The organism is Aequorivita todarodis (assembly GCF_028561335.1).
Lineage (GTDB): Bacteria > Bacteroidota > Bacteroidia > Flavobacteriales > Flavobacteriaceae > Aequorivita > Aequorivita todarodis.
In genome coordinates this window covers 154122-174370 of sequence record NZ_JAQQTG010000019.1, presented here as the reverse complement: position 1 = coordinate 174370, position 20249 = coordinate 154122, and the positions used below count along the sequence as shown (strand labels likewise).

Annotated in this window: 20 protein-coding genes; 11 read left to right on the top strand and 9 right to left on the bottom strand. The window is 41.8% G+C overall.

The window, feature by feature from the left end; translation table 11 throughout:
- The first annotated feature begins 9 nt into the window (after positions 1 to 9).
- From POV26_RS08955 to POV26_RS08930, 6 genes are all read left to right on the top strand, one after another.
- Entirely contained in the window at positions 10 to 1476 is a 1467-nt protein-coding gene (locus tag POV26_RS08955) for a T9SS type A sorting domain-containing protein (protein WP_272856135.1), read from the top strand.
- 207 nt (positions 1477 to 1683) lie between these two features.
- Entirely contained in the window at positions 1684 to 3078 is a 1395-nt protein-coding gene (locus POV26_RS08950; protein WP_419180012.1) for a pyridoxal phosphate-dependent decarboxylase family protein, read from the top strand.
- A complete protein-coding gene (locus POV26_RS08945; protein ID WP_272856133.1) occupies positions 3075 to 4337 on the top strand; it encodes a BaiN/RdsA family NAD(P)/FAD-dependent oxidoreductase in 1263 nt (420 codons plus the stop codon). Before POV26_RS08950 ends, POV26_RS08945 begins: the two co-directional genes overlap by 4 nt.
- A gap of 39 nt (positions 4338 to 4376) precedes the next feature.
- Entirely contained in the window at positions 4377 to 4640 is a 264-nt protein-coding gene (locus tag POV26_RS08940) for a hypothetical protein (protein WP_272856132.1), read from the top strand.
- Positions 4612 to 4881 carry a type II toxin-antitoxin system RelE/ParE family toxin gene (locus tag POV26_RS08935; protein WP_272856131.1) on the top strand — a complete coding sequence of 90 codons (270 nt, stop codon included), beginning with the start codon at positions 4612 to 4614 and terminating at the stop codon, positions 4879 to 4881. Before POV26_RS08940 ends, POV26_RS08935 begins: the two co-directional genes overlap by 29 nt.
- Before the next feature lies 1 nt (position 4882).
- Positions 4883 to 5404, top strand: a complete 522-nt coding sequence (locus POV26_RS08930; RefSeq protein WP_272856130.1) for a DUF1697 domain-containing protein — start codon at positions 4883 to 4885, stop codon at positions 5402 to 5404.
- Positions 5405 to 5413: 9 nt separating this feature from the next.
- On the opposite strand, the gene POV26_RS08925 is transcribed toward POV26_RS08930, so the two are convergent.
- The 3 genes from POV26_RS08925 to POV26_RS08915 form a co-directional block, all read right to left on the bottom strand.
- The gene (locus POV26_RS08925) at positions 5414 to 5620 is read right to left on the bottom strand and encodes a hypervirulence associated TUDOR domain-containing protein (RefSeq protein ID WP_272856129.1); all 207 of its coding nucleotides are present in this window, start codon (positions 5618 to 5620) and stop codon (positions 5414 to 5416) included.
- Between the two features lie 89 nt (positions 5621 to 5709).
- Positions 5710 to 6099 (bottom strand): VOC family protein, encoded by a 390-nt coding sequence (locus tag POV26_RS08920; protein ID WP_272856128.1) that lies wholly within the window; start codon positions 6097 to 6099, stop codon positions 5710 to 5712.
- A gap of 105 nt (positions 6100 to 6204) precedes the next feature.
- Positions 6205 to 6672: an STM3941 family protein gene (locus tag POV26_RS08915; RefSeq protein ID WP_272856127.1), complete on the bottom strand. Its 468-nt coding sequence runs from the start codon at positions 6670 to 6672 to the stop codon at positions 6205 to 6207.
- A 137-nt stretch (positions 6673 to 6809) separates the two neighbouring features.
- Between POV26_RS08915 and POV26_RS08910 the strand changes: the two genes are divergently transcribed.
- Entirely contained in the window at positions 6810 to 7856 is a 1047-nt protein-coding gene (locus tag POV26_RS08910) for a T9SS type A sorting domain-containing protein (RefSeq protein ID WP_272856126.1), read from the top strand.
- A 64-nt stretch (positions 7857 to 7920) separates the two neighbouring features.
- Here the strand turns inward: POV26_RS08910 and POV26_RS08905 are convergent, their stop codons facing one another.
- The 6 genes from POV26_RS08905 to POV26_RS08880 all read right to left on the bottom strand — a co-directional run bounded on the left by POV26_RS08905 (position 7921) and on the right by POV26_RS08880 (position 14611).
- A complete protein-coding gene (locus tag POV26_RS08905; protein WP_272856125.1) occupies positions 7921 to 8634 on the bottom strand; it encodes a hypothetical protein in 714 nt (237 codons plus the stop codon).
- Positions 8635 to 8679: 45 nt separating this feature from the next.
- Positions 8680 to 9456, bottom strand: a complete 777-nt coding sequence (locus POV26_RS08900) for a heme ABC transporter ATP-binding protein (protein ID WP_272856124.1) — start codon at positions 9454 to 9456, stop codon at positions 8680 to 8682.
- A 132-nt stretch (positions 9457 to 9588) separates the two neighbouring features.
- Positions 9589 to 10626 (bottom strand): FecCD family ABC transporter permease, encoded by a 1038-nt coding sequence (locus POV26_RS08895; RefSeq protein ID WP_272856123.1) that lies wholly within the window; start codon positions 10624 to 10626, stop codon positions 9589 to 9591.
- Between the two features lie 48 nt (positions 10627 to 10674).
- Entirely contained in the window at positions 10675 to 11544 is an 870-nt protein-coding gene (locus POV26_RS08890) for a heme/hemin ABC transporter substrate-binding protein (protein ID WP_272856122.1), read from the bottom strand.
- Positions 11545 to 11623: 79 nt separating this feature from the next.
- Positions 11624 to 13990 carry a TonB-dependent receptor gene (locus POV26_RS08885; protein WP_272856121.1) on the bottom strand — a complete coding sequence of 789 codons (2367 nt, stop codon included), beginning with the start codon at positions 13988 to 13990 and terminating at the stop codon, positions 11624 to 11626.
- A gap of 93 nt (positions 13991 to 14083) precedes the next feature.
- The gene (locus tag POV26_RS08880; RefSeq protein ID WP_272856120.1) at positions 14084 to 14611 is read right to left on the bottom strand and encodes a hypothetical protein; all 528 of its coding nucleotides are present in this window, start codon (positions 14609 to 14611) and stop codon (positions 14084 to 14086) included.
- Positions 14612 to 14849: 238 nt separating this feature from the next.
- On the opposite strand from POV26_RS08880, the gene acnA reads away from it, so the two are divergent.
- The 4 genes from acnA (at position 14850) to POV26_RS08860 (ending at position 20247) form a co-directional block, all read left to right on the top strand.
- Positions 14850 to 17633 carry an aconitate hydratase AcnA gene (gene acnA, locus POV26_RS08875; protein ID WP_272856119.1) on the top strand — a complete coding sequence of 928 codons (2784 nt, stop codon included), beginning with the start codon at positions 14850 to 14852 and terminating at the stop codon, positions 17631 to 17633.
- 134 nt (positions 17634 to 17767) lie between these two features.
- On the top strand, positions 17768 to 18094 hold the full coding sequence (locus POV26_RS08870; protein WP_272856118.1) for a hypothetical protein: 327 nt from the start codon (positions 17768 to 17770) through the stop codon (positions 18092 to 18094).
- A 72-nt stretch (positions 18095 to 18166) separates the two neighbouring features.
- Positions 18167 to 19234, top strand: a complete 1068-nt coding sequence (locus POV26_RS08865) for an NADH:flavin oxidoreductase/NADH oxidase (protein ID WP_272856117.1) — start codon at positions 18167 to 18169, stop codon at positions 19232 to 19234.
- Between the two features lie 11 nt (positions 19235 to 19245).
- Complete coding sequence (locus POV26_RS08860) at positions 19246 to 20247, top strand: LLM class flavin-dependent oxidoreductase (protein ID WP_272856116.1); 1002 nt, start codon at positions 19246 to 19248, stop codon at positions 20245 to 20247.
- The last annotated feature ends 2 nt before the right edge of the window (positions 20248 to 20249 follow it).

Below are 20249 nucleotides of genomic sequence, written 5' to 3'. Positions count from 1 at the left end.
AACAAAATCATGAAAAAAATTATCCTCAGTACTTTTTTACTTTTTCTAACTTTTATCGCCTTTGCGCAGGATTATACAACGCCAAATACTGGCGTAACCTGGACATTGGACGACATTGCAGCGGCAAGCCCTACGACCATCACAATTTCCGGCAGCGATTATACCCTTTGGGGAAATCTTACAATTGCGGAAAATGATGCAGTAATCATAGATTCAGACTTGACACTCCTAATTGATGATGCAAAACTCATAACCGTTTTTGGAGCATTTACCGTAAATGCAAACGCGGTAACCATTACTGCTTTGGATGAAAACGCCCCTTACGAAGGTTTCCGTTTTGAAGAGTTTTCAGAAATAAATATCAATAACGCGACCATTAAATACGGCGGCGGACTTCGCGTTTTGACCGAAACGTTTTCGATAGATGGTTGTACGCTGACAAATAACGTATCGGGCGCAACCACCAGTGCCGTGATCCAGCTTTCCCGTGGAATGCCTCAAATTTCAAACAATACCATTTCTTTCAATGAAAATCCAGCAATAGGGTCTGCGGCAAACACAGCTGTGTCTGGATATATTTTCAGCAATATTATTGAAGGCAATAATACAGCCAATAGCAATCGTCCGCAAATAAATATGGGGCCAACCTATCAATTTGAAGCATTGCAGATTGTTCAGAACACAATTATTGGGGATGCTCAAAACACAAAAGTTGGGGGGATTGCAATAGCCAATTTCGTGGGAGCTACGGTAAATGTATTAATTGAGGGCAACATCATAAGGAACAATCGTTATGGAATCACCATTTTAGGCACAATAAATAGTGCCGTAATTTCAGATAATAGTATTGAAGATAACAATATTGAAGGCGACCCACTTACGGGCGGAAGCGGCATAAATGTAAATTCCTCACAAATAGGGACGCCGGTTCTAGCTTCGGGCAACCACATACGTAGAAACTTATGGGGAATTACGCTTCAAGGTTCAGCAACCATCAATTTGGGGATGGGTGGTTCTGGAAATGGAGAAAATATATTTTCTGAAAACGGAAACAATGGACAAACTTTTGCGCTCTATAATAATACACCAAATACAATTTTTGCTAAAAATAACTGCTGGATCGAGAACCAACAAAGTACGGAGCAACAAGTAGAGGATGTAATATATCATAAGGTAGATGACCCAACTTTAGGCGAAGTAATTTTCGAACCATTCCTCTGCGGTATTTTGGGAGTTGCCGATAATGCGGTTGAAAACTTCAGCTTTTATCCAAATCCGGTGAAAAACGAAATCAATTTCAACAATATCTTTTCTTTTTCAACAATTGAAATTTATGGTGTACAGGGCAATTTGATTGTTTCCGAAACCATTTCCGAAGGGCAAAATGTGTTGCCAATTCATCTTCCTTCAGGTTTATATTTTGTGAATTTCAGCAATGACATACAAAACGTTACGAAGAAAATGGTGGTGGAGTAATCTATCTATCAAATAGTAACAGACCCCAAAGGTTTCGAAAACCTTTGGGGTTTTTTTCAGGATTTTTTTATCGTAAATCTGTAAATCCCTTCCTAAAACCGTAATTTTGCACCCGCCTGCCCCTTTTCGGTAGGCTTTCAAAAAAATTCAAAAAACAAATACGTGAAAATTCAGAATAAAGCTACGCTGGAATTGGGCAAAGAGGAAATGAAAACCTATGGCTACCAAGTGGTTGACGCCATTGTGGAACACTTTGCAACGCAGAACGAAAAGCTGCCAGTGGTTTCGGGATCCCGTGAAGAAATGGAGAAATTATTTCTTGAGGACGCCCCCGAAAAAGCCAGCGATCCAAGAGAAGTCTTAAATTTTGTTTTGGAAGAGGTAATGACCAAAAGCAACATCGTTTCGCATCCAAAATCGTATTCCTTCGTGCCAGGCCCGAGCAATTACATCAGTGCGATGGCCGATAGTTTGGCTTCGGGGTTCAATATATTTTCCGGGGGTTGGGCGGCCTCGCCCGCAGCTGCCGAAATGGAGATCGTGGCGATGAACTGGCTGCTGAAAATGTTCGGCTTTCCGCAGAAAAAGGGCGGCGGGATTTTTACCAGCGGCGGCTCCATGGCCAATTTGACTGCCTTGGTTACCGCGCGTGCCGTAAAGTGTGGCGACGATTTTAGCAAGGCCGTAATCTATCTTTCTGATCAAGCACATTCTTCAAACATAAAGGCAATCCGCGTTTTGGGCTTTAGAAAGGAACAGATTCGCGTGATTCCAACGGATAGCGAATTCAAGTTTTCATTGAATAAATTGAAAAACGCAATCGCAAAGGACCGTTTGGAAGGCCTGCAGCCTTTCTGTTTGATTGCAACAGCCGGAACCACAAATACGGGAACGGTTGATCCACTTTCAGACATAGCTAAGATTTGTAAAAAAGAAGACATTTGGTTCCATATTGACGGCGCTTACGGCGGGTTTGCAATTCTTGCCGAAAACGGAAAACAGCTTTTAAAGGGAATCGAAAAGGCCGATTCGCTTACCGTGGACCCGCATAAATGGTTTTTCCAGCCGTATGAAATTGGCTGCCTGTTGATTAAAAACCACAAATGGCTAAAAGGAACTTTCACCGAAAAACCCGAATATTTAAGGGATATTGAAGGCAATACTTCCGAAATAAATTTTTACGATCACGGCATTGAATTGACGCGCCGTTTCCGAGCATTGAAATTTTACATGTCCGTAAAAACCTTTGGAATGGGCGAATTTCGAAAAGCCATTACATATAACATAAAACTTGCCGAGGCTACGGAAGCATTTCTTCGTAAAAGTCCCAATTGGGAAGTGATTTCACCAGCTACTCTGGCCGTTATCAATTTTAGATACAACCCGATTGGGAATAAACTTTCCGAGAAAAAATTGGATGCACTTAACCAAAGAATTTCAAAAAACGTAGTGGATTCCCAACAAGCATTATTGGTAACAACGGTACTTAACGGACAAGTGGTTTTACGCATGTGTTTGATAAATCCGCGCACTACCTTGGAAGATGTAAAAGAAACCATCGCCCTCTGCGAAAGTTTTGCGAAAGAAAAAGTCTTGGCTTGATACAGGCCGATGTCATAATAATCGGCGGCGGTGCTGCGGGCTTTTTCACGGCAATCAACGCTGCTGAGAATAATCCGAAACTTAAAATAATCATTCTTGAACGCGGAAAGGAAGTGCTGACCAAAGTGAAAGTTTCCGGCGGTGGAAGATGCAACGTAACCCACGCCGAATTTCTTCCGAAGGAATTGACTCAGAACTATCCGCGCGGCGAAAAGGAACTTTTGGGCCCATTCCACACGTTTATGACTGGCGATACCATTGCCTGGTTTGAGAAAAGGGGAGTGGAGCTAAAAATTGAAGAAGACGGACGGATGTTTCCAGTTTCGGATTCTTCACAAACGATAATCGATTGTTTTCTTTCCGAAGCGAAAAGATTCGGCGTTGAGGTGCTTCTCAATCAAGCCGCAAAGGAAATTCAAAAAGAAACAGATTGCTTCAAAATAACTACAACTACAGATACTTTTTCAGCAAAAAAAGTTGTGGTTGCCACGGGCAGCAATCCCAAGATTTGGCAATTGCTAAAAGATTTGGGACACAAAATAATTCCCGCGGTTCCGTCACTTTTCACCTTTAATATTAAGGATTCCAGAATCATTGACTTACCGGGGATTTCAGTAATTGCAAGCGTTAAAGTATTATTGCAACCGCAATTTCCCCCTTTGGGGGTCAGGGGGCTTCCGCTATTAATTACCCACTGGGGAATGAGCGGTCCCGCAATTTTAAAACTTTCGGCTTGGGGGGCGCGATTGTTGGAGCCTTTGAAATATCACTTCAAAATAGAGGTAAATTGGTTGAACGATGTTTCCGAGGAAGATATCTTGGATTCTTTAAAAGCAATGAAATCTTCCCAAGGAAAGCAAACCATCTATAAATATGCGCAGTTCGAACTGCCGAAACGGCTTTGGCAAAGTCTGGTAAAAGCCTCCGGAATTGCCGAAACTCTTACTTGGGCCGATGCCACGCGGGAAAATCTTCAGAATTTGGCCAACCAACTCACGGCGGGCATTTTTGAGGTTACGGGGAAAAGTACGTTTAAGGAAGAATTTGTAACCGCCGGTGGCGTAGATTTAACGGAAGTGAACTTCAAAACCTTTGAAAGCAGAAAGGTTGACGGACTTTATTTTGCCGGCGAGGTTTTAAATATAGATGCTATTACGGGAGGTTTTAACTTTCAGAATGCTTGGACGGGCGGGTATATTGTTTCGCAAAATCTGGCCTCCCCCTGCCCTCCAAAGGAGGGGAGAGATAGCGTATTTTAATATAATTTTTATATATTTGATATATAAAATCTATATACAATGGGAAAAAAGAAAAAAATAATCGAACTAAAAGATGAGGTCTGGGAAATCTTGGAAAAACAGGCAAAAGCTGATAATAGATCGCTGAAGAATTATATTGAAAATTATATTGAAAATTTGGCTCGACAATTGGCCGAACCGTCTGAGGAATATAAAACCATGATGGATGACATTTTGGACCGCCAAGAAAAAGGCACTTTGAAAACGATTCCGATAGAAGAAATAAGAAAGAAATATGGCATTTCCCGTAATACTGTCGATTGACGCCGAACGTGAGCTTAAAAAAGCCGAATGTTTTTACGATGCCATGGACAAGAAAATGGAATTTCTTTTTGATTTTGACGAGCAGATTGAGTTTTTAGAACAAAACCCTTATTTGTTCCAAATTCGTTATCGGAATTTGCGCATTGTCCATTTCAAAATATTTCCGTATTCGCTTCACTATAATATTAAAGATGATGTAGTAACAGTAATAAATATAATAAGACAAAGCCAATCCTATTAATATGCAAACCTACATAGCCCTGTTGCGCGGAATAAACGTGGGCAACAAACAGATGAAAATGGCGGACCTAAAACTTCTTTTTGAGGAGTTGGGCTTTGCTGATGTTGTTACTTATATACAGAGCGGAAACGTTGTTTTTTCTGCGAGTGCCAATAACAATTTGGCCAAAAAAATTGGCAAGGGCATACAGAAATCGTTCGGTTTTGAAGTTCCCGTATTGGTAAAAACAGCTTCTGAAATTGAAAGGATTCTTGCCGCCTGTCCATTTTCCGAAGAAAAGAAAAAGGCTTCCTATTTTATCCTGCTCAATGAACCGCCCGCAAAAAATTTGACAGAAAAAGTGAGCCAAGAGACGTATCCCGGCGAAGAATTCAATATTACTGAAAATTGCGTGTATCTTTTTGCTTCCAAAGGATATGGCGTTGCCAAATGCAACAACAATTTTTTTGAGAAAAAGCTGAAAGTTGAAGCCACCACCCGAAACTACCGCACCCTCGCGAAACTTATTGAACTTGCAAAATAAGTCTCTTCTTTAAACTTTTGAAAGCGCGGAACCTTTATGCGCCGCAATGTGGTCTGTCTTGTCGCTTTTTATTTCATACTGCGGGTCGTCCTTGCTGGCGTGGTGGGTGTGGCCCTTGTACTGAAAATCTGAATGGTGAACCTTGATTATTTTTCCGGATACTTCCCCGGCCTCTGAGTTCCATTTTACATGGTCGCCTACCTTATAATTTTTCATGACATTTTTTTAAATTAATTTTTCTTTTAATCTAAAGATAGGAATTTGTTGGGTTTTTTGGAAAGCTGTCTATTGCTTTTAGCTTTGTTTTAACCTTCGTAATTATGGTATTCGGTGATCGTTAAATAGTAACCGTCTGGGTCGCGTAGTGAAAATTCCATTTTTGTGGAATTTTCGTTTAAGTGTATTTCTTCTGCCACGGGATGGCCCCATTTTTCAACATTTTGTCTTATCGCGTTGATGTCTTCCGTTTTATAGTAAAGGATGAGTCCATTCCCGATTGGAGTATTGGGGTCTTTCATCGTTGGATGTTCGTGCGCGCCCCATTTGTGGAGGCAGAGCAACACTTCGTCATTTTCGGAGACCAAGACTGCAAACTCATCTCCGCCGTGTTCTCTTTTACAGCCCAATATTGCTTGGTACCACTTGGCGCTTGTTTCTACATTTTTTACTGCTATTATGGGGTCTATTTTTGTCATTTTGAAATAGTTTATACGTTTTTATATTGTTATTGTTTTAGGGGAGGGATTGCTTGTTCTGCGTAGCCACGCGTTGCAAACGCGCGGTAGCAAGTGTTATCTATACTATGTTTTTACATTTTTAAATTTCCATTCATTCATCAGCTCCACAAGTTTTATGGCCTTCATTCCATAGTTATCTGGCAAGGCTCCTTGACTTTTGGAAAGGAACCTTGCAATTTTCTTTCCTGGAGTATGTTTTTTATGGTTGTCGGTATAGTTGAAAACGACTAAGGTGTTGAATCTAATAGCGAGGATTCCGAAACAATTTACATCTGTCCATTTCGTAAAATGGGAATGATATAAAGACCGTACTTCAAATCCCTCGTTGGTTAACTTTAAATAACTTGAATTTGGGAATAATTGAATAGTAAATACAATAACCCCTGAACCAAAAAATAGTATTGTGCCCCATTTTATAAAAGTTTCTTCTTCCATCACAATTAATCCTGCAATTACAAAAAGAGAACTTATTAGAAGAAGTATTATGGTGGTTAATTTTTTGGGTTTTAATAGTATTTCTTTTTCTGTCATTTAAATGATTTTTTAAAACTTACAACCATAGTTAAGAAAGATTTGAAAAGTTAAAGCTACAAATTTCCCGCCCAAATTATTGATGACTTATTTAAGCTTTTACGATATAGGAGTATAATCCTTTAAAAATTTTAATCATGAAAAAAATTATCTTTCTTTTTGCTTTTTGTGTTACAGTGATGGCAAACCCCGCCCAAGCTCAGGATTTTGGCAGGGCCGCCACAGATTTTTATGTGATGGAAACCTTTACCAACCCAGGCCAGTTTGGCACCATTCCCGTTGCGGGACCTTATTTTCCAATCCAAAATGTAATAACCAACAACGCGTTTACGATGCTGGGCGGCGATTACAACAATGCCGGGGTAATGTATACCTTTGTTTACCAAGCCCCAGATTATGTTTTGGGAATTGTTGATTTGAATACGGGCGCTGTTAATTATGCGGCAACGGTTTCAGGGATTGTTGGCGGTCAGTTTATGAGCCAATTATCCTATAACTATACCAATGATACCTTTTACGCCATAAGCTCGGATCCCAATAACGAAAATGGATCACATTTTTATTCGCTTAACCTTGCTACGGGTGTACTGACCGAAATAGGCACAGGTACGGGAATCCCAAACGTTGTTGCCATGGAAATTGATAACAACGGTATAGTATATGCCGCCGATGCCGTTTCTGGCGATCTTTTTACCATTGACGTGAATACTGGCGTGGGCACAAGTGTGGGCAATATGTATCCGGGTGGGCTATATCCGGTACGAAGTGGGTTTACGGTAGATCACAGTACCAATACACTTTATGCGGTGCTGCAAAATAGGAGTGGGGTAATCTGGTCCTATTTCAATACGGTGAATACTACTACCGGCGAAGTTACCGAACTTGGTTTTGGCGGATCCAGAAAGTATAGCCTGTTTGTTATAAAGGAAGACGGCCTTGGGGTGGAGGACCAAAATCTGGAATCCTTTACAGTGTATCCAAACCCCGCTGCTAACGTACTTAAAATTGACAACCCACAAGGTGCACAGATAAAAGGAGCGAAGCTTTTTGATATGCTTGGCAGAAACACAGGGGCCGTTTTGATAAATGGTGAAATGAATATTGAAAACCTATCGAAAGGCATGTACCTACTCCAGATAGAAACTGAAAATGGCACTGCAACAAAAAAGATAGTGAAAAAATAGTTTTAGGTTTAATAATGTGAGGGGAAAAAAGCTTCCGGGAGTTGTGACTCGGGGGCTTTTTTTATTAATAAACACATTCAAGAACTATAAATTTTCGGACTGTGGGATTGTTTAAGTCAAAATTATTTTTGAGTATCATTTGGGCAAATACTTTCGAATTTTCATTATTTAGGGAAATAACATATTCATTCATTTCTGACCAAAAAGAGTTTTTATTTTTATACCTATCGATAAGTTTAAAATATTCTCCGTCATATCTGAATTCCCGAATCTTTTTGACATAATTTATAATGGAATCCGTGTTTAACGAATCTAACTGAACATACGATCTTGAATATAAATAATGTTGTTTTCCAATGGAATCGATATAATCTTTTCGCCTATATTTTATGTAAGGAAGTGGATAATATAAAATAGATAATGAATCTTCTTCTATTTTGTCCTTTGTACTATTTGGAACAACCCAAATGGAATCGGGAAAATTATAAATTTCCAGTCTTAATTTACTTTCATTAAATATTTTTACGGCTTCTGCGGGTCTCTCTTTCCAATTATTTGTATTTCCATCCCTCAAATCTTCAAGAAACTTTCTGTAGGCCTCATTTATTTTTAGTTTAGGATATTGCTTTTTCAAAAAATCCTTTTCAAATGCTGAAACAAGATAGTTGAGCGTTTCACTGTTCTCTTTTCCTAAATCATTTTCAAAGGCTTCCTCTTCCTTGTTTTGAGCGCAACAGGCAAATAAAAAGATAAGAAGTAAGACTTTAATAAAATTCATTTTGTTTCACTGTAAAATTCAAATCTATTAAAAACTTCCTGAAATCTATTCAAAAAACAAATACATCCCCCGCTCATCGTTATGGATTACCGGTTCCAAGCGGTAGGCGGTTTTCATGTTTTCGGCGTTCAGCACTTCTTCTTTGGTTCCGGCTGCCAGCAATTCACCGTTGTTCAGCAATACCAAATGATCGGCAAACTTGGCGGCGAGGTTCAGGTCGTGCACCACGCCAACAATTACCAAATTCTGTTGTTTTAATAACTCTCGCAATTTGTGCATAAACTGAAACTGGTAATGCACGTCCAAAAAAGTGAGCGGCTCGTCCAAAACCAAATACCTACAACCTTTTTCCGAAGGATACCATAGTTGCGAAACAACTCTTGCAAAATGTACCCGCTGTTTTTCGCCACCGCTCAAAGTTAGGTAATCGCGATCGGCCATAGTTTCCACATCAAAAAACTGCATCGCTTCCGTTACAGCCTTCTCGTCTTTGGTAGTTGGGTTTACCGAGAAATGCGGATAGCGGCCCATCATCACCACTTCCTTCACTTTTAGGGGAAATGCGAGCTCTGTGTTTTGTGAAAGTACCGCGCGCACTTTCGCAAGCTCGGCCACGGAAGTCTCGCGGATGTTTTTTTCTTCATAAAAAACAGCGCCTTGCTGCGGTTTCAATTGGTTACAGATTATTTTTACCAGCGTAGATTTTCCCGCCCCGTTTGGCCCGAGGATGAGGTTGATTTTTCCAGCTTCAAAGTGTACGGAAATATCTTTGAGGATAGTTTTGTTTCTTATTCGGTATGTTATGTTGTTTGTTTGAATCAATTTTTATTCGTTAATCAAAATTAGTCAATCATTCTATTTTGAAACAGGAAAAAAGGAAACAGGAAACAGGACCGGTTATAAAATCTTTCACGGTTCCGTTCTGATTCTTGGGTCTTGTTTCTTGATTCTTTTTCAAAAAAAGTAATTTTTCCGTTGCAACAAAAAAATAAAAATAGGTACACCAACTACTGAAGTTACAATACCAATGGGAAGCTCCGCCGGGCGCAATACCATTCGTGAAATTAAATCTGCCACACACAGAAGTATTCCCCCCAGCAGGGCGCTATTTCTTATAAGAAACCGATTGTCGCTGCCGTTGATGATTCGCAAAAGATGCGGAACGATCAACCCCACAAAACTGATGACGCCCACAAAGGCCGTTGCCACGGCAACCATAATTACGTTTATCAATAAAATTTTCCACTTTAGGCTTTTGATGTTTACGCCTAAAAATTGGGCTTCCTCTTCGCCAATCATCAACGCATTTAAATGTTTTGCATAGCGAAGGGAAATTAATATGGTTGCTACTGTCGAAATGCCAACGATTGTAACTGAAGTCCAATTGGCGCCGCTCAGTGTTCCCAGATTCCAAAAAACAATGGAACGCGCCTGCGGATCGCGGGCAATGTAACTTAAAAAGCCAACGCCGCTTAAAAACAAAGCGTTTATTGCAATGCCCGTAAGCAACAAAGCCACGATGGAACTTTTCCCGCTATTGCGCGATTGCGAAAGGAAAAAAACCATACCCGTAGATAGCATTGCGCCCAAACAAGCTGCCAATGGCAATGTCCATTTGCCAACGCTAAACCCGAACGTTGCTCCCAAAGCAAAGTACAAAGCTGCCCCAAAAGCCGCCCCGCAGGAAGTACCAATAAGTCCCGGCTCAACAATTGGGTTTCTAAAAAGAGCTTGCAACAACGTTCCGCCAACGGCTAAACTTGCACCCACAAAAATGCAAAGAATGGCCCGCGGCAAACGTATTTCCATAAAAATACGTTCCGTTAAATCCATGGTTTCGGGGGTAGTAAAATATTTTTTCAACGAGGAAATTATTGCTTCAAACGAAATAGAAACCGCCCCATAGCTAATGGAGAAGAAAGTAATAATCACCAAAAGAATTATCAAAATTGGGAAAGTTCCTTTGTATTTATAGTTTTTCTTTTTCAACATTTAAAAATTTTACTGCAAACTGCGACTGAACACCGCGACTGCAAACCGCTACTTATCAGAGTGTATCAACTTCTGCAACGCAACCACATTCTCGCCAGTTCGCGGTCCCAAATAAACCATATCGTGTTCCTCCACGCGATACACTTTTCCCTCTTTAAATGCACGCGTACTTGAAATTCCCGGAAGCGTGCCCACCCCTTCGGTGGAGCCCAATTTGTCATAGCCAAAATCGGTCAGCAAAATGACGTCTGGGTCACTTTGGGCGACCACTTCGGGAGAAAACTGTGTCATGCCGCGCTCGCCGTCCACGGCCATTTCGCCGCCGGCCCAAGCAATCAATTTTCCCGCGGTGCTGTTTTTGGTCATAACCAAATAGATGTTGTTTGCCTGTCCAAAATGGATTACCAACACTTTCGGTTTCTTTTCGTACCAAAGGGCTTGTTGTTTTGCGTAATTCATATCGGCATTTAGCTTTTTGCAGAGTTCCTCTGCTTTTTCCTCTTTGTGAAAATAGCTGCCCATTTCGCGAATCAACGAATCGGTTCCTGCAATGGTGTTTTCATACTGCCCAAATTGCTTCATCGGGATTTTTAAATCCTTCAACTGTGTAACCACGTGCTCCGGCCCAATGTTGTTGTCTTCCAAAATTAAGGTCGGTTTCATGGAAAGAATGGGTTCCGCGGCAAGTGCACGGTGATAGCCAATGGTTGGCAAATCCTTTATTTCGGGCGGATAGGTACTGGAAACATCTACGGCTACGATATCTTCTTCCGCGCCGAGGGCATAGATTATTTCGCTGTATTGTTTTGAAATGCAGACGATTCGCTCCTCGTGGTCTTGTTTTTTGTCCTCATTGCCGAACCTTCCGCAGGATATAAAAGTTATGGCAATAATTATTAATGTGATTGATTTCTTCATATTAATAGGGATTTTTCTTTGCGTTCTCCGGGCCTTTGCGGTATAATTTTCACCGCAGAGGCGCAGAGGTCGCAGAGTTTTAAAAGTTGTATTTCAAATTAAGTCCGCCATAAAAAACGGTATCGAGCGGGGCAGGGATGTAGGCATCGTCCAATTGGTTGAGGAAAAGCATGATATAATACTTTTCGCCAGTAATGTTGTCCGCCCCTGCATAAGCTTCAAGGTCAAAATGGCCAAAATTGATTCTGTACCCCAGTTTGGTATTCAGCAAGCTGTAGCTGTCCGCAACGTTCAAGCCATCCGAAGTGAAAGGAACCGGATCGTGATAGGAATAGTTCACGGTCCCGTAAAGGCCGAGGTTGGTATTGAAGTCAACCCCCGCATTCACAACCCACGGCGCAACGCCTGCAACCGCCTTTCCGCTGTAATCATTTACGGTTAATTCCCCTTGTCTGCTCAAGGCTTCATAAACAAAATCTTCATATTTAAAATCGGAATAGGCAAGGTTTAAATAAGGGCTCACATTTCCGAAGAAACCTGTTGCGGATTCATAAGCGGTATATTTTACCAATGCTTCCACGCCTTTGTTGTTCAATTCGCCACCGTTCGCAATGTAGGAATAGAGCGTTGTGCCGTCGCCTGCGGGAACAGCCACGGAGGTAAATTTATTTTTGAATTTTGCCTGAAACAACGCCACTTCATAATGCAATTTGCTGTCCAAAAGATTTCCTTTTGAACCAATTTCAAACTGGTCGCCTTCCTCGGGTTCAAGACCTGTATTCAATTGGCCCGTGAAACCAATAATCACGTTACCGCTAACGGGTGCTTTGTAGCCTTTGCTGTAGGAAGCGTAAAGTGAAATAGTAGTGTTGAAAATTTTGTTCACGGCGAAATGTGGCGAAAACAGATCTTCATAATTTGCCGAAACTACTTGCGGTTTGCCAGTTGTTGGGTCATAGGCACGGTCTTCCAAATCAAGATTCAAAGAGCTTTTTCCAACGCCAGCTGTAAAGGAAATATCATAGGGCATTTTCAAAATCCATTCGGTAAAAAGTGATTTGTTTTTCGATTTTGAATATTGGTTGCTCCGTACGGCGCCAATTATGTTGTAACCGTCGGGATCGTTGGGATTTTCAACCATTCCGTAGCTAATGGATTGCGACCGTTGCTCCTGAAATTCAAGTCCGGCAATACCCGAAAGGCTGAAATCCTCGCTTAAATCAAAATTCAAATCAAAAGTTAGTCGCGTGCCGTAATTGATCGGGTCTTTATCGGTCCAACCGCCCGCAGAGCTTGCGTTCGTGTTCAGGCCGGAACCGTAAACGGTGGTCGTGTTTGAAAGCCATTTTGTAAAGTCGTATTTATGGCTCAAACCAGCCCGGAAACTGATCACTTCGCTGTGGGCGTTGTTTTTGATGTAACGTGGGTTTCCGCTGTAATCCAAAGTGTCGTATTGACCAATGGTAAGCTCTCCGGCGCGTTCGTCGTAACTGTTGCTAAACCCGAAGTAGGTACTGACCGATTGCTTTTGATTTGGATGAAAATCCAAAACGGCGTTCAAAAAGTCCTTCCGCGAAGCGTTGTGATCCATATATCCATCAGAAATTTGGTGGCCGTAGTTCAACAGAACGGAAGATTTTTCCATCCCCATCTGCAATTGGGTAGTGAAACGCGCCAAGCCGTAGCTGCCAACGGTAACGTTTTCGCTTAGGGAAGTTTCGCCATTTTTGGGGCGAATGGTGGTGAGGTTTACAACCCCGGCAATCGCAAAACCGTAGAGCGAACCTGCCGGTCCTTTAATTACATCAACCGAACCCACGGAACCAAAATCGATGTCGTCCAAAAGTGTGATTCCTTCAGCATCTGTTAACGGAATGTTGTTGTAATACACTTTATAGCCCTGCCCGTCAAAATTGTTGGTGGCGCCTCTAAACCCCACGCCATTTCCGTAGCCACGGATGTTGAACTGTTGCCCGGACGAAACCCCTCTCCGGTTCATCGTAACGCCCGGGACGTTGGCGTTTATGGCATCGTCAAGATACAGGCCTATGCCGCGGTCCAGTTCTTTCTCCTCCAAATGGATTACCGAAATCGGTTTTTCAAGCACTCTATTATCGTTGTCCAAAGCCCCGCTCAGTTGCACTTCGTCCAGCGCGTTTACGGAGGTTTTTAAACCGATGCTTAAAAATTCTGCGCAGTTGTTTATTTTGACTGTTTTTGTTTCATAACCGATATAACTTATGCTCAAGGTTTGGTTGTTGGAACAGGGAATGGAAAAATTTCCTTCGGAATCTGTACTGGAAACTTCCGTTCCGTTCATTTCTATTTTGGCTCCCACCAAAGGAGTGTTGGTGGCCGCATCAAATATTTTCCCCGAAAGTTTTTCCTGGCCAAATAATGATACGGTTATAAGCAATCCCAAAAGGGACAGATAAAATTTTGTCATTTTTTTTAAAGTTTTATAATTTAAAATATATGCCGAACGGCCCGCAATGGCGCCGAGTGCATTTTAAGGGAAGCAAGATGGCTTCAAAATAAATTATAAAAATTGTTTGGGGGGAGGGCTCGATATTTCCAGTGAAAGCGATGCATAGTTTTCGTGATACACGTAATTGGGGCGTATCACTTTATTCGAAAACGCCAAATCCTCTTTCTGTGGAAACGGACTTATTTTCTGAAGAAATTTTACGGTTTTTGTAGCGTTTGTTCTGTTGTTTTTGTTCTTCTGTTTTTTCTGGAGTTCCTTGTTGTATTTGGCAATCAAATTCGTTTCCTGATCGTCCGAAATACAATGATAGACTTTGGTGTTTTCGTTCAAAATCTCCATGCGCACAACATCATACATCGTTCCTCTATAGCTGAATTCCTCCCGGTCCTTCCAAAGAAGTTCGTTTTCGTTTTCGGAAGAAACGGTAATGCTCGTCAACTCCTTTTCAGAAATACCCTGCTTTATTTGATGGATTATTTCCCTTCGAATTTGATGTTGCTGGATTTTTAAAATAATAAAGGAGCCCCCAAGATTGAAGGTGAACACAAAAAGTAGAAAAAATACGGTCGCATTTTTCAATGCCTTGTGATTTTTTATTAATGACGGCTAATTTAATTAAAAATAACGAAGCGGTTATATTTACTTATAATTTGTTGGGATGACGAACGCTTCGTCTTGGCGAATGATTCGTTAAATAGTCTTTTCGGAATATAAATTTTAGAGCTGCTTCAAGATTTGTTAATGCCCTGTTAAACCAATCGCTTTGCGTGCCGACACCGTTTTTATTGAGTAATTTTAGTATCTAAATTATCACATCATGCAACAAGATATCTACAGCCTCAAAAAAACACTTGATACCTCCAAAGAAAAGCTCACTTATTACAGTCTTCCCGAACTGGAAAAACAAGGACACAACATAAAAAAAATGCCCTTTTCAATTCGGATTCTTCTTGAAAACGCACTCCGCAATTACGACGATTTTTCAGTAACCAAGAAGCATTTGGAATCTATTTTAAATTGGAAACCAAAACAGACCGATGACGATATTGCCTTTAAGCCAGCCCGGGTTTTGATGCAGGATTTTACGGGTGTTCCCGCGGTGGTCGATATTGCTTCGCTGCGTTCCGAAATGGCGCGTAAAGGCGGCGATGCCTCCAAAATAAACCCGTTGATTCCCGTGGATTTGGTGATAGACCACAGCGTGCAGGTAGATTATTTTGCGGCACAGTACGCCTATCAGCAAAATATGGAAGAGGAGTACAAGCGCAACAACGAGCGCTATACTTTTTTGAAATGGGCGCAGAAATCGTTTGATAACTTCAGCGTAGTTCCACCCGGAATGGGGATTTGCCACCAAGTAAACCTCGAATATTTCTCCAAAGGCGCCATTGCCCGCGACGGCATGGTTTTTCCCGATACACTTGTGGGAACCGATAGCCATACCCCAATGGTAAACGGAATTGGTGTAGTTGCTTGGGGCGTTGGCGGAATAGAAGCCGAAGCCGCAATCCTCGGCCAGCCTATCTACTTTATTAGTCCCGAAGTTATTGGCTTAAGACTTACGGGAAAACTCCCCGTGGGTTCTACGGCAACAGATTTGGTACTTACCATCGCCAACCTGCTTCGTAAATACGGCGTGGTTGGAAAATTTGTTGAGGTTTTCGGCCCTGGCTTGGACCATCTTTCAGTTCCAGATAGAGCCACTATCGGTAATATGTCGCCAGAATTTGGCTGTACTATTACCTACTTCCCCATAGACCACAAAACTTTGGAATATATGCGAGGCAGTAACCGAAGTGAAGAACAGATCAAACTGGTTGAAGATTATTGCAAAGCCAATATGTTATGGCGTCAGGATGAAGATAAAATTGAATATACCGATGTGGTGGAGTTGGATATTTCAACAGTAATGCCAAGTGTTGCCGGCCCAAAACGTCCACAGGATAAAATTCTTCTTACAGATTTAAAAGAAAAATTCATAGAACTGGAACATGCTTCCTTCGGCAGAAAATATATAGAACCTTCAGATCGGGAAGAGGCAATTACTCGCTGGAAAGCAGAGGGTGGAAGTCAGCCCGCAGAACAGTCGCACGATACGGATCCGGATGTGGTAGTAGAAGAAGCCCAAATAAAAGATGGTTTAAAAACCGTTTGGATTTCACACGGAAACGAAAAATATATGCTTTCAGACGGAGCTGTTGCCATTGCCGCAATAACCTCTTGCACCAATACATCCAACCCTTTTGTGATGATAGGTGCTGGTTTGGTAGCTAAAAAAGCCCGGGAACACGGTATTGATGTAAAACCTTGGGTGAAAACATCGCTTGCTCCGGGATCAAAAGTGGTGACGGACTATTTGAAAAAAGCCGATTTGCTCAAAGATCTTGAAGCATTGCAATTTCACTTAGTTGGATATGGATGTACTTCCTGTATCGGAAACTCGGGGCCGCTTCCGCCCGCGATTTCAAAGGCGGTTGATGATAACGATTTAATAGTGACTTCGGTGCTTTCTGGAAACCGAAATTTTGAGGCGCGAATCCATGCTCAAGTAAAAATGAACTTTCTGATGTCGCCAATGCTAGTTGTGGCTTTCGCGATAGCGGGAAGGGTAGATATTGACCTTACAACCGAACCTTTGAGCTGCGATAGAAACGGCAAGCCGATATATCTAAAAGATATTTGGCCCACAGATGATGAAATTCACGCAGTTATGGAAGAAGTGCTCACTCCAAAAGATTTCAAAAAGAATTATGATGAAATATTTGAAGGCAACGAAATATGGAAAAACCTGGAAGTTCCAAATGATAGTCTTTACCAGTGGGATGACGATTCCACTTATATTAAAGAGGTGCCGTTTTTCCACAATCTTTCCGTCGACCCTAAACCCTTGAAAAATATTGAGGGAGCAAGAGCCTTATTGATGCTGGGCGATAGTATAACTACAGATCATATCTCGCCTGCGGGAGCTTTTTCAGAAGATTCCGCCGCAGGAAAATACTTGATATCGAGAGGCGTTGAAAAGAAAAACTTCAACAGTTATGGCTCGCGTCGTGGAAACGATGAGGTGATGGTACGCGGCACTTTTGCCAATGTGCGAATAAAAAATCAATTGGCCGACAGGGAAGGCGGTTATACCACTTACCTTCCCTCTGGAGAACAAATGATGGTTTATGATGCGGCACAGAAATATATTGCAGACGAAACTCCACTGATTGTACTTACCGGAAAAGAATACGGTAGCGGTTCTTCCCGAGATTGGGCTGCCAAAGGAACTATTCTTTTGGGCGTTAAAGCCGTTTTGGCAGAGAGCTACGAACGTATTCACCGAAGTAATTTAATTATGATGGGGGTCTTGCCAATGGAGTATATAAAGGGTGAATCCGCCAAAACCCACGGACTTACAGGGAAGGAATATTTCAGTATTATTGGTATTGAAAACGATTTGTCCCCTTTAAAAAAAGTAACGGTAATCGCCAAAGACGAGAATGGCAAAAAAACGGAGTTCAAAGTTATCGCACGCTTAGATTCCCCAATAGAAGTTGCCTATTACCAAAACGAAGGAATCCTGCAATATGTTTTACGACAATTTTTGAAACAGTAGTTTCGGGATTCGGGATTCGTGATTCGTGATTTGTTAATTCGTGAATTCGAAATCTCTAAAATTGAATTGAAGCACCTAACGATTCCCCCTTTGAAGGGGTAGGGAGATGTTTACCAATCTCCTAATAAAAATAAATGATCATAATAGTCCGCCCAAAACTCCTTCGAAAAAACTTTAACGGAATGACGCTCTGGCCGTTTGTGGTTTTAAAGCATCAATCCCTTAAAGAGGATTTGATCTTCCTAAACCACGAAAGCATTCACCTCCGCCAACAATCGGAATTGCTGGTTATTTTTTTCTATGTATGGTATGGTATCGAATTTCTTTTTCGTTGGATTCAATTCGGAAATCGCCATAAAGCATACCGAAATATTTCCTTTGAACGCGAAGCCTATCATCACGAAAGTGATTTCAGTTATTTAAAAAGCAGAAGTATTTTCGGATTTCTGAAATTTATTTAAAAGTCTTGTCCCAAAAAGACATAATGTGGGCGTTTCCACTGGATAATAAAAAATAGCAATAAATAGTAAAAAATGAGCATCCTCTTTTCCCCAATAAAAATAAAATCGAAAACCTTTAAAAACCGAATGGTCGTTTCGCCTATGTGCATGTACAGCAGCACTGATGGTTTTGCAAACGATTTTCATCTCGTACATTTGGGAAGCCGTGCCGTTGGGGGCTCTGCCTTGATAATTCAGGAAGCAACGGCCGTTTCGCCCGAGGGAAGAATTACCCACGGTGATATGGGTCTTTGGAAAGACGCACATATTGAAAAATCGAAACAGATTGTAGATTTCGTCCACTCGCAAGATGCTTTGATAGGAATCCAATTGGCGCACGCGGGCAGAAAAGCGAGCTATCAATTGCCAAAGGATGGTGCTAGAAAAATTGCACCAAAAGATAAAAACGGTTGGCAAACGGTTTCTGCATCGCCTTTGCCTTTTCGCGAAGGAGAGCCAGCCCCGATTGCCTTGGATACTTCAGGGATTGAAAAAGTAAAGAACGATTATGCCGAAGCAACCCGTCGTGCAGAAAAAGTCGGTTATGATGTAGTCGAAATACACGCCGCCCACGGTTACTTATTTCACCAATTTTATTCGCCTTTGGCAAATAATCGAACAGACAATTACGGCGGTAGTTTTGAAAACAGAATTCGATTTCTTTTGGAAGTCACTGAAGTTGTCCGCAAGGAATGGCCGGAAGAAAAACCATTATTCGTAAGAATTTCCGCGACCGATTGGACCGAAGGCGGTTGGACGGTTGAAGATGCCGTAAAACTTTCAATGAAGCTAAAGGAATTGGGGGTTGATTTGATTGATACTTCTTCCGGCGGAAATGTTCCCAAGGCAACCATTCCCAGCAAACCGAGCTATCAAGTTCCCTTTGCGGCGAAGATTAAAAAAGAGGCGAATATTTTAACGGGTGCCGTGGGCCAAATCACAACCGCTAAACAGTCTGAGGAAATTTTAAAGACTAAAAAGGCCGACTTGATTCTCTATGCCCGCGAAAGTCTAAGGCAACCGTATTTTCCGTTGCACGCCGCTACTGAGTTGGGAGTGGATGTGGAATGGCCATTACAATACCAAAGGGCCAAAATATAAACAGGATGAATATGAAAGCTTTGTTACAAAATATCCCTTTTTCTGTGTTGGATTTGGTACCCGTTATTCAGGGAAGCAGCCATAAAAAGGCTATGGAAAATAGTTTGGCTTTGGCCCAACAGGCAGAGAAATTAGGATATAAGCGCTTTTGGATTTCGGAACACCACAACGCCGAAAGCCTTGTAAGTTCCGCCACACCGTTGCTGATAGGCTATGTAGCGGAAAACACCAAAACTATTCGCGTAGGTTCGGGCGGGGTTATGCTGCCCAATCACGCCCCGCTTATTGTTGCCGAACAATTTGGAACCCTCGCCACCTTATATCCAGATAGGATTGACCTGGGTTTGGGACGTGCACCGGGAACCGATCAAGTTACCGCCAGAGCGCTTAGGCGGGAACGGATAGAAACGGTTAATGATTTTCCAAATGACGTTCAGGAACTTTCAAATTATTTTTCAAAATCCAATTCCCACAGCCCCGTCCGTGCCATTCCGGGGGAAGGCTTGGAAGTGCCGCTATATCTTTTGGGTTCGAGTACGTTTAGTGCCCAACTGGCAGGCGCATTGGGATTGCCCTACGCTTTCGCGAGCCATTTTGCGCCCACCCATCTGCACGATGCACTGCGATTATATCATTCAAACTTTGAGCCTTCAAAACAGTTGCAAAAACCCTATACCATGGCCTGTGTTAACGTAGTGGTAGCGGATACCGATGAGGACGCTGAATATTTGTCCACAAGCATGAAATTATTTATGCTGAACGTAATCCGAAATACCCGGAAACCGTTGCAACCGCCGGTAAAAAGTATGGATGGACTTTGGAATTCCCTTGAAGAGGCGCACATTTCACAAATGATGCAATATTCTTTCGTAGGAAGCACCGAAACAGTACAAAAAAAATTAAATGCGTTTGTTGCCGAAACAAGGATTGACGAACTGATTACCGTCGCCCATATTTATGACCAACAAGCCAGGCTGAAGACTTTTGAGTTATTGGCGCAACTGAAAAAATAAAA